General features: G+C 34.4%; 6 protein-coding genes. 3 read left to right on the top strand and 3 right to left on the bottom strand.

Annotated features, from left to right (window positions below):
• Positions 1-88: 88 nt before the first annotated feature.
• Positions 89-361 (top strand): transposase, encoded by a 273-nt coding sequence (locus ACJJV4_RS08955; protein WP_405293570.1) that lies wholly within the window; start codon positions 89-91, stop codon positions 359-361.
• A gap of 66 nt (positions 362-427) precedes the next feature.
• Here the strand turns inward: ACJJV4_RS08955 and ACJJV4_RS08960 are convergent, their stop codons facing one another.
• The 3 genes from ACJJV4_RS08960 to ACJJV4_RS08970 all read right to left on the bottom strand — a co-directional run bounded on the left by ACJJV4_RS08960 (position 428) and on the right by ACJJV4_RS08970 (position 6,390).
• Positions 428-2,896, bottom strand: a complete 2,469-nt coding sequence (locus tag ACJJV4_RS08960) for a glycoside hydrolase family 2 TIM barrel-domain containing protein (RefSeq protein ID WP_405293572.1) — start codon at positions 2,894-2,896, stop codon at positions 428-430.
• 51 nt (positions 2,897-2,947) lie between these two features.
• Complete coding sequence (locus tag ACJJV4_RS08965; protein WP_405293574.1) at positions 2,948-4,186, bottom strand: HYR domain-containing protein; 1,239 nt, start codon at positions 4,184-4,186, stop codon at positions 2,948-2,950.
• Between the two features lie 593 nt (positions 4,187-4,779).
• Positions 4,780-6,390: a tetratricopeptide repeat protein gene (locus ACJJV4_RS08970; protein WP_405293576.1), complete on the bottom strand. Its 1,611-nt coding sequence runs from the start codon at positions 6,388-6,390 to the stop codon at positions 4,780-4,782.
• 227 nt (positions 6,391-6,617) lie between these two features.
• On the opposite strand from ACJJV4_RS08970, the gene ACJJV4_RS08975 reads away from it, so the two are divergent.
• Both ACJJV4_RS08975 and ACJJV4_RS08980 read left to right on the top strand, forming a co-directional pair.
• Entirely contained in the window at positions 6,618-9,635 is a 3,018-nt protein-coding gene (locus ACJJV4_RS08975) for a T9SS type A sorting domain-containing protein (protein ID WP_405293578.1), read from the top strand.
• A 294-nt stretch (positions 9,636-9,929) separates the two neighbouring features.
• Positions 9,930-11,030 (top strand): tyrosine-type recombinase/integrase, encoded by a 1,101-nt coding sequence (locus ACJJV4_RS08980; RefSeq protein WP_405293762.1) that lies wholly within the window; start codon positions 9,930-9,932, stop codon positions 11,028-11,030.
• The last annotated feature ends 196 nt before the right edge of the window (positions 11,031-11,226 follow it).

The raw sequence follows: 11,226 nt of genomic DNA on the forward strand, positions 1-11,226 counted from the left end.
AAGCAATTCAAGACCGGATTAGAATTAACCTCCTTTTTGGAGCAACTATTCAATAAAGAAGTTAAAGTCAACTTTAGGCGAGACAGAAATGCAAGCATCAAGAGACCGCAACAGCTCTTTTAATCCTTTAATTGTAAAGAAAAGAGAAAGTACCACAGAAGATATAGAAAACATTATTATATCCCTTTATACCAAGGGGATGAGTAACAGCGATATTGAAGAACAAATGCGAGAACTCTACGATTTTAAAATCTCTACATCTATTATATCAAGGATTATAGATAAGATTACTGGAGATGTTATTGCTTTAAGGAAAGACCTGTGGAAGCCACCTTCTTTATTGTTTGGATGGATATACTAAATCATTTTTTAGTTAAATTTGAAAACAGGATTAAGCTATAAATAGCTTAACCCTGAAATTTTATACTTACATAGAATTTAATATAATAGTCTGCGGCTCTAATCCGTCAGAAGTAGCTGTGATTTTTATCTCACCACTTTTTTCAGTGGATTTAACAACTAACAAACACAATCCATTAAATGCTTCCTTATTGTTAGCTTGAAATGATGTTAAAGATGTTGGGTCTCCATTGCCAACTGCTGCTAAAGTGGCTTCTCCTTCAATTTTAAATTTGACTATATTATCTGCCATAGGACAAATATTTCCATCTTTATCTTCAATTTTTACAGTAATGAATGACAAATCAGTTCCATCTGAAGTTATTTCTGTTCTATCTGCCACCAAGTTAATTTTATGGGGTTTATCAGCCGTTTTTATTCCTTTAGTTGCTACTTCTTTCCCATCGTTATAAGCTACAACTTTGATGCTTCCTGCTTGGTAAGGGACATTCCAAGACAATCTATATTTTGATTTATACATGCCTTTTTTGAAAAAATGATATTCTGATGGAATTTCAGTAATGTCTTTTCCTTTTACTTTTTTACCAAACGATTTTCCGTTTACAAACAATTCAACTTCTTCAGCGTTCGTATAGGCGAAAACGGGAATACTTTCTCCTTCTTTTTCTTCCCAGTTCCAATGTGGCAATACATGAACCATTGGTTCTTCTGTCCATTGGCTTTGATATAAATAATATCTATCTTTTGGAAAGCCAGCCAAATCCACAGGTGCAAAATAAGACGAGCGCGAAGGCCAATCTAAGTTCCAATAACCATGAGTGGAGTTGTCGCTTCCTCCATAAGGAGTTGGTTCTCCAATATAATCGAAACCTGTCCACATAAATTCACCTAATGACCTAGGAGCTTTTACCTGTGCATCGAACTCAATATCTGGAGCATATGCCCAAGGCGGCCCAACTATAACGTCATAACTAGACACATGGTTTGTTTCATGTTTTTCGTTAAACTCTATTGGTAAATGATAAACACCTCGACTACTTGTTTGTGAAGACGTTTCAGACCCATAAACAATATAGTTAGGGTTTTTCTCTAAAATTTCATTATAATTTTCAGGCCAATAGTTCATTCCAATGACATCTACATAATCCGCTAGTTTGTTCACGAAAGGGGCTGGAAAATAATTAAACCCAACTGTAGTTGGTCTTGTATTGTCTTCGTCATGGCAAATATCATTCAGCAGTTTTGCAACTTTCCAACCATCTTTTTGACTTTGCTCTAATATTTCATTTCCAATACTCCACATAATTACAGAAGGATGATTACGGTCTCTTTTAATCATATCTCTTAAATCTAATTCATGCCATTTGTCGAAATATTTATTATATCCGTTTTCAACTTTTCCAATTTTCCATTCGTCAAAAGCTTCAACTATAACAACTATACCTAACTTATCACAAACCTTTAATATTTCTGGAGAGGGAGGGTTATGACTTGTGCGTAATGCATTAACACCCATACTTTGCATAATTTGCATCTGCCGTTCTTTTGCTCTGTAATTAATTGCAGTACCTAAAGGGCCTTGGTCATGATGCATACAAACACCATTTAATTCTACTTGATTTCCGTTTAATAAAAATCCTTTATTTCTATCAAAATCAATAGTTCTAATACCAAAATCCGTATTGTATTCGTCTAAAAGAATATCTCCGACTAACACACTACTTGTTGCTGAATATAGAACAGGATTAGTAATATCCCATAAATCAGGATTATTAATAGTTATCTGAATATTTTCTTTAGTTTCTTTATCCAAATTAAAAGTTGAAGTGTCTTCTGCTACAACTTTTCCTTTATTATTTTTGATTGAAGTTTTTAAAACAACTTCTAAAGCTGTTCCACTTAAATTTGCAATTTTAGTTTCAACATTAACTAATGCCTTTTCTTTTGAAACTTCTGGAGTAGTTACAAATGTTCCATATTGTGGTATATGGATTGGTTCATTAATTTTTAGCCTTACATTTCTGTAAATTCCAGCTCCGGGGTACCAACGGGCAGATAAATCTTGAGGCGCTAACTGAACAGCTATTACATTGTCTTCCCCAAATTTGATATGCTTGGTCAAATCAAACTCAAAACCAATATAGCCATAAGGTCTTTCGCCAATATACGTACCATTTAACCAAACCTTTGCATTATTCATTGCGCCATCAAACTCAACAGAAATTGTTTTGTGAATGTTATCTTTCGATATTGTAAAATGTTTTCTGTACCAAGCTTCGCCATGAACTGGTAACCCGCCTGTTCTAGCATTATGTTTTTTATCAAAAGGACCTTCTATTGCCCAATCATGAGGAAGATTTAATCGTCTCCATTCAGAATCGTTTAAAACAAATGATTCGCCATTTTTTATTTCTCCTTTTTGAAATAGCCAATCTTTGTTAAAATTTTGGTCATCCAATGGTATTGGTTTTGGAGAATCGCATGATAGAAATGTTAGAATTATGAAGAAAATTAATATTGGTTTTATAGCTTTCATTAACTTATTGTGTTTTTTATTAAACAAACTATGCTTGATTAATGGCAAGGTTTATAAGTCTTCAAGCTTCCAAACTCTTACCCAATCAAATTTTGTGTATCTATCTTCTAAAGGTTTGTTGAAACCCATTTCTTCTGCAGTAGTTTCTTCAATCCAATCATAAAAATTACTAGACATTATTAAGCGTAAAGCTCCTGTGAAAGGGATTGCAGGAGTAACCGATTCTTCTAGTTTTCCATCAATGTAAAAATCTACTTTACTACCATCAGCATACCAATGAGCTGCGTAAACATGAAACTCTTCGGAGTTTTTTTTGTCAAAATTTGTTTTACCTCCTCTAGTTTGTCTATTGCCTATATTGCTACATGGAGTGTTATGTCTATGGGTGTTGTAATGAAATATCCTGTCCCATTTAGAATTTACTGCCCAATCATCATTAGTCCAAGCATCACCTAATTCGCCAGTAAAAACACCAACACACTCTTGTATGTCTATCTCAAAATCTTCGCCATTATTAAAGTTGCTTGCGCACGGTTTGGTTTCAGATTTTAACCAAAATGCTGCAGACATAGCTGTACCACTTGCTTTCATTCTGGCTTCTATGTAATATCCTGGTTCTGCTAAAGTTTTACCATAAATATAAGCACCGCCGTAATTACGCACCGCTGGATTGTTTGTATTATCTTTAGGAGAATATCTTGGGCTATCAAATTTTTCGCCCTCTATTCTTAAAAAACCATCTCCTGTACTTACATTATCTGCTTCAAAAAGAGATCGACTTGATCCGTACCAGCCTCTGTCGTTACCATTCCAAAGGAATTCTGGTGTAGGGTTCCATTTGTTCGTGTCAAATTTACTATCATTAAACTCATCAGATAACCCAGCAACTTTTACCCATTTTTTATTCGATGGTGTAGGATTATTACCAATAAAGTATGGTAAACTACTAGAAGGTTCATCACTGGTTACTGTTATGTTAAAACTACAATTTGCAGTATTACCAGCTGCATCTTTTGCCTGAAAAGTGTTTGTTGTGGTCCCTATTGGAAACATTTCTCCAGAAGCAATACCATCAATCTGTATTATTGTTGCTCCTATATTATCTGAAACGGTTGGTAAAGTATAGGTAACTTCTACCTCAGATTCTGTAGAAGAAATAGCAACATTTATATCTGCTGGACAAGTAATTGTAGGTTTAATGGTGTCTGCTGGTTCATTATCTCCAGAACAACTACAAGCGAAAATGGTAATAAATAGAAAAAGGGGAATAAGCTTAAATGTTTTTATCATAACAATTTTAATTTTCATCAAATTTATTATGAATAGAATACCGTTAGTAAAACAGATGATTTGAAGTTTAGAACGTATGTTTTTTTACTTTCTTTCTTGAATGAACTTAAATAAATATATTCAATTTTTAGCATTAGGGAAAGCGTTATTGGTGTAGTGGTAAACTTCAGGTTTCCCAGTGCCTCCTGCTTGGGCTATTTCAATTTTTTATTGATTTCATAATGTGTATAAAATATCAGAATGTTGTGGGTTATTTGCTAAGTTATGAAGTTTTTCCGTGGTTTTTTTTTAATGACACAATTTTATAATAATGTGGTATCTGAAACCTATACAAACGAATTGTCTTGAATCGAATAATCAGCATCGTAAATATCAAATTGCCGTTTAAGATAGTTACGGGCGTTCATTTAGAACTCGCATACAAAAGGCAAATAGCCAGATGTTTTGAAGTAGCACAGTTCCAACTCCTTGTCGTGGATGTAAATATAGTAGTGTCTCACAAATGTATTGCACGAATACATTTTTGTAAATGGCTTTCCCTCTTTAGTTCTGATTTCTTTATTTGCATATGTACGGCCGCTTTCTGCTCAATATTATATCGCAGCAATATAACTACTTAAATTATCATCACGTTTTAGGGACATCTTTTTTCGAATACGGTGTCTTGAAATATTAACGCTGTTTAGTGAGATACTCAGCAAACGAGACATTTCTTTACTGCTAAAATTCAGTTTGATAAGCGCACAGTGTTTAAGCTCCGTAGGTGTTAAATCAGGGTGTTGCTTTCTTAAGCGTTCATAAAATTCGTGATTAACTTCTGTAAAGCGTTTATTAAATTGCTCCCACATTCCGTTATTTCTTTGTGCAATAAGCCGCTTCATGCTTTTATACTCTGTCAAGGTTGCACTTTTTAGTTTTTCTAACATCTTGTCAATAAGCGTATCTTTTTCAATCATCTGCAAGGTGCTAGAAGTAAGCTCTCTATTTTTCATTTCCATGATTGCTTCAGCTTTATCATGGTCAAACTTTGCTTGTAATTCAATCGCTTCTTTTTCAATATCCGACTTTCTAAGCTTCAAACGCATCCGTATCACTACAGTAATAACTACTAGTGCAAACAGTATAAAGACAATTAATAGTTTTAACCTTGATTGGATTAATTTGTTACGCTCTATTTCTGAAAGGTGTGTTTTAATTTCTTCATCTTTTTTACGAATGGTCTCTTCGTGTTTATTTTTTATTTGAAACAATTCATTGTTAACTGAAGTTCTAGCATTAAACAAGCTATCTTTTAACACATTGGCTTCCTCCAAGAAATCATAAGCGATACTAGTATTACCTAGAATTCTGTTGGTTTGTGCTAGTTTAGCAAGTAATTCACTAAGAACATCAGTATGTGAACGCACCTTTTGCAATTGTGATAGACTTTCCTTGTAATACTCATTTGCTCGATACCAATTCTTCTTTTTAGCATAAAGATCACCCAGACTTAGACTAGATTTAATAGCAAAATTTAAGTTGTTTTTTATAAAATACTTGTGCGATCTAAGTAGGTATTTTTCAGCATTGTCAAGTTGGCCCATCTCCAAATATATGTTGCCACGTTCCGAGTCGAGATAACTAAATTCGGATTGCCCTTGTTGTTCCTTCTTTCTAATCATTAGGCAAGTGTCGAGATAGTCCAATGCTTTGTCATAATTCTTCAATTTGCGTTCTACGATAGCCAAACCATAGTAAATATTAGCTTGACGATAACCTTTTTCTATGCTATTATCTTTTGAAAGTTGTAATGCAGTTTTCAAGTACTGTTGGCATTTGTCATAACGTTGATAAATGCTGTATAGCGCAGATAAGTCTATATTAATATCAATTATTATAAGCGGATTATTTTCCTTTTCGCCCAAAAGAAGGGCATCCCACAAGTGTTCGTAAGCCTTGCTGTATTGTCCATTAGTTTTGTAAGCATCTGACAAGCCAATATAACATTGAATTAGTTTTTCAGTATTTACACTTTTAGTATAATAAGTAATTAGTTTATTATATAAAACCAAGGCACTATCTGCATTAATATCTAACAACCTATTAGCCTCATGATAAACATCATTATGGTTATGCTCTGTAATGCTATCCATACCATAAGCATTACTCAAAGTTAATATGGAGCTTAAGGCATATACTAATATAAATATATAAGTTGTTCTCATTAAATTACTGGTTTTCAATGTTTAAAAAACTACAAATTATTTTATTGTAAATATAATATACAGATTAATTGTAACGATTGTAAATATAAAACAAATATAATTTTTTATGTTTTTAGGTGTATTGCAGATACTTTTGGAGCTATCAAAACATGTATTGACCAAAATAATAACCCAACACACAATAGTGCATTTCTTAAAACTAAACTATTAACTAAACTATTATTACCATGAAAAGAATAGGATTACTTATTACCATGCTTTTTTTAGCAACACAGGTTTTCTCACAAGGCTGGGGCTACAGCAACCAACGTATAGCCATTTCTGCGGACGGAAATAATCAGCCCGACCCAAACACTTGGGGTGGCTCAGTGACTGCAAATGCACCTGCTGCTGATGCCGGCAAAACTTTCACCTATAACTCGGCCTGGCAACGTGGAGACGAGGACGATTGGAGTGCAACACCTGCCGCTTTAGCCATGTTGGCCAATGCCAATCTAGAGGCTAAATTGGTGCATTATTCGTATAATAACTTTATAGGATCACCAGCACATACAAGCGAAACGAATGTTATGAAAGAAGGTGTGGAAGGCGCCTTAGAATTCTTTACGGAGTTTGATGCCTCTGTTTTCTTCGATGTTTCGGCTAATAATACAGCAGCTATTAATCATTTGGCTGAGCAGATTAAGATATCAACAGCAAGTGATCCTTTGTATTTTGTACAAATGGGACCTAGCGAATTTTTATACCAAGCCTTAGTGAAAGTAAAAGCTGATGGCAAAGAGGATGCTATAAATCACCTTTACATAATATCCCATAGCAATTATAATGATAATCATATACGTAGAGCAGAGCATCATAGAGTAGAGCATATATTAACGGATTTTCCAGTAATTGAGGGGACAAACTTTAAACGCATTATAGATCAAAACCAGTCTGCAAATTTGAATAATGGTTGGAGTTCGTCTGCAGTAGATGGTGTGAAGAATTGGACGCCTTACTATTTCTTGAGAGATCATTTTGATCCTAGTTGTAAGTATCTATGGGATCGATTAAATATTGATTCGAAAAGCAAACCTGATATTTCTGACGCTGGTATCGTATGGTTTCTTTTGAATAACGACGAATATGGCAACCCGAGCAAATTAAAGACTAAATTTATTAATGGTGTAAAACCTGGTAACATTCCTGAAGCTGAAGGCTACTGTCCTGCGATTGATGTTTATGAAACAGGTGGTTTACTCGTATTTGAAGCTGAAAGAATAGCGCTAAAAGGAGACTGGAAACTTGGGACAGATGAAGAATATGCTTCAGGAGGCAAATACATCTATTACGATGGACCTAACAATTACCAAAATCAGAATGCTAATAACATCTTATCTTATAGTTTTACGATAAACACACCTGGTACATATACCGTAAAATGGTTTGGTCGTCAAAATGAAGAAGAACGAGGAAAAGTAGAAGGTCAACAAGGTACTGATTTAAGTAATGATGCATGGTTGAAATTTTCTGATGGTATTGCTTATTGGGGTACTGAACAGACAACATCTTGGTTTAAGTTTTATGGACGTAGTGATCCAGGTTTTTGGTTGCACGGTATTGGCGAAAAAAACCACGCACACAACTGGGTAAATATAAAAGTAGAACAAGCAGGAACTTATACCATGGAGATTTGTGGTCGCTCACATGGCTATCAAATCGACAAAATTGTAATGGCCACTAGTACTGCAGCTAAGTTGGGAGACTTTTCTAATAAAACAGAGGCACAAGCTAATAAGTATTGGTCGGAGACAGGAACCGTTGATCCTAATTGTGAAAACCTTGTTGTAGAAGGCTGCGAAACGATAGTGGCTAAAGACTTCACAGATCTGGATCTTGAGGGCTATGACCCAGCAACAATAGAGTGGAGAGTTAGTAAAACCTGGGAAGGAGCTGCCAAAGAAGTCATAAAATGTAACGGCACCAATGGTGTTAATCGTCCTATTGCTGCAGAGGTGGTTTATAATGGCACTGCACAAGGTAATGCCCGATATAAGGTACATGCTATGCAAGAGCCCGATGGCGAATGCACTTATGCCGTTTATGTGAACGGGACGAAAGTAGGAGAACAGCAGATTTCTTCTTCTTATGAAGCTACACACGACATAGAGGATGAGAAATTAAGAAATGAAATTGAGGAATTGATTATAGACACTAAGGCTCCAATCAAGCCAGGCGATATCATTAGAGTGACTTCGAATCAGGTAACAAACGGAAAAGTACCAGAAGGTACCAGTACCGCTACTGCTCGTGGCCGATGGTATGCTTTGGAGGTGTGTGTAGACAAGAATGATTTTGACATTACAGAAAAAGTGGGTTTCGTAAATCCTGCGGATAAAGTATCAAACGCTGCGTTGGAGATTCCAATAACCGTAAGCTATGGAGCTAATGAGCAAAGAGATCTTAAAGTAGATCTTCAAAACCCTAATGGAACGACTATAGATAGCAAAACAATACCTGTTGAAAGAGGAGTGTCGTCAACGAATGTAATTTTTACTTTGGCATCCGCTCTTGCTGTTGCTGATGGCTACAAGGTGATTTCAGCGCTTTGTCCTGTAAGTGAGGGCATAGAGGCAAGTATTATGACTAAGGAGCATTTGTTTGATGTGGTTGATGGCCCTTTATTGCCTAATGAAGATTTAGTTGATTTTATTGATGCCCCAGTAGAAATTCCAAAGGATTTATTAGAATTATCCTTTAAGGTCAGTTATTCTGCAACACAGGAGCGGGACCTTAACATTGAGCTCAAAGACCTTCAACCATTATACATTACCAATGCAAAGATAACAGTGCCTGCGGGTGAAGGTGAAACAACGATAGTGGTAAAATTGGCAGTTCCTTTAGAGGTCGCTAATGGTTATAGCGCTATTTTATCTATTCGCCCTGTTAACGGTAACTGGCAAACCAATATCGCTAAAAAGGTGTACAAGTTTAATATAGTCGATGGCAGTTTAAGTGTTGATAAGCCACAATATAATGCTTTTAATGTATACCCATCACCAGCTGAAGATATTCTGAATATTAGCTGCCCTGGGTTTGTAAATTCAAAGATCAGCATTATCGCTATAACCGGTCAGCTTATCGCAACAGTAGATGCGCAGTCTGAACATGTAACAATGGATGTCTCGAATATATCGCCTGGTATTTACGTACTTAGTGTTGAAAACGAAAATTTTTCTACCCAACGAAAAATAATAATTCGATAGAACAGAAGTAATAATCGATCTTATGGAAAAACCGAGTCAAAGTGAGAAATCACTGGCTCGGTTTTTTTGAATAATACATGGCAATGCCCATCTTTTACTAAGAGTGAGATACTGTTTTTAGTTTGTAACTAATCAACCATACAATAATCTCAAAGCGATTGATGCTTAATTAGTTTATTAAATTTATTGCGATTTGCGCATTTTTGATATTTTTTAGTTAAACGACCAAATTCAAAAAATCTACATCCAATAACTATAAGAATAATAAAGGATCGGAAGCCATGATATATTTATATTGGACAGTCCTTTAAATTGAAGCAGTGGGATGCCAAAAATAGAAGGGTAAAAAAATCGCACCCAGATCATTTAGAAATTAATCAGCTTATACTTTCAAAACTATCTTTAGCCAACAAAAGTTTGATTAATGAAGAGATTGAAGCGCAGGATTTATCTTCAAAAAAGATAAAAAATCAGATTGTATCGAAATATGATAACGATTTTTTTAAAGTAGCCGAGAGTTACTTGGTAAACATAAGAAACCGAAAGCAGTTTCATCAATTGGATATTGAAATTGGTCGTATAACTGTGTTTAAAGAATTTCTAAAAAATGATCAACTTGATTTTAAAGACCTGAATATTGAACTCCTAAAACAATTTGAACATTTTCTGTTAAGTAAAAGAAATTTGGTTGCACGTACTGTGGCTAATTATATGATTACGCTTCGGACTATTTATAATTTGGGAATAAGTAAAAGCATCATAAAGAAAGAGTCTTACCCTTTTGGAAAAGGGAAATTTCAAATTAAGTTTCCCGAAACAAAAAAGATAGGATTAAATAGAGAAGAAATAAAGACTTTAGAGAATTTAAAAGGTTTAACTCAAGCTCAAGAGTATGCTTTAAATGGATGGTTAATTAGTTTTTATTTTGCAGGAATTCGGATAAGTGATGTATTACAATTAAAGTGGGCAGATTTTTATGACGAGCGTTTACATTATCGTATGGCTAAGAACAACAAATTAGTGTCTTTAAAAATCCCTGATAAAGTTACTAAAATCCTCGGTAAATTAGAAAGAGAAGAAGATTCTGTTTATTTGTTTAGAGAGTTAGAAGGCGTTAATTTAAATGATAAGAAGCGCGTAAGAACAAGAATAAAAACAACTACAAGAAACTTTAACAGGAGGTTAGAGCTTGTTACCGAGCAAGCAGGTATAGATAAAAAAATGTCGATGCATATTGCTCGCCATAGTTTTGGTAATATTTCGGGTGATAAAATCCCTATTCAAATGCTTCAAAAACTATATCGACATTCTTCGGTTACTACAACTATGCTTTATCAAGCTAATTTTATGAGAAAAGATGCTGATAAGGCACTTGACATGGTTATTGACTTTTAAACTATAATAATGTTTTATAAAAGTTTTACTGATTAGTTTTAACATTTATAAATTCTCTTACTTATCCTTAATTTAGTAGATACTAGTTTTAAAATCAAGCACCAAATCGCTATATCTTCAAATTTTATAATTAATTATTTCTTCAGTCATTGTTAGCCAAATTCTAATAAAATTGCCTTAAGCATTATTCAAACAT

It is taken from the genome of Algibacter sp. Ld11 (assembly GCF_045066735.1).
In the GTDB taxonomy this organism is placed as follows: Bacteria; Bacteroidota; Bacteroidia; order Flavobacteriales; family Flavobacteriaceae; genus Algibacter.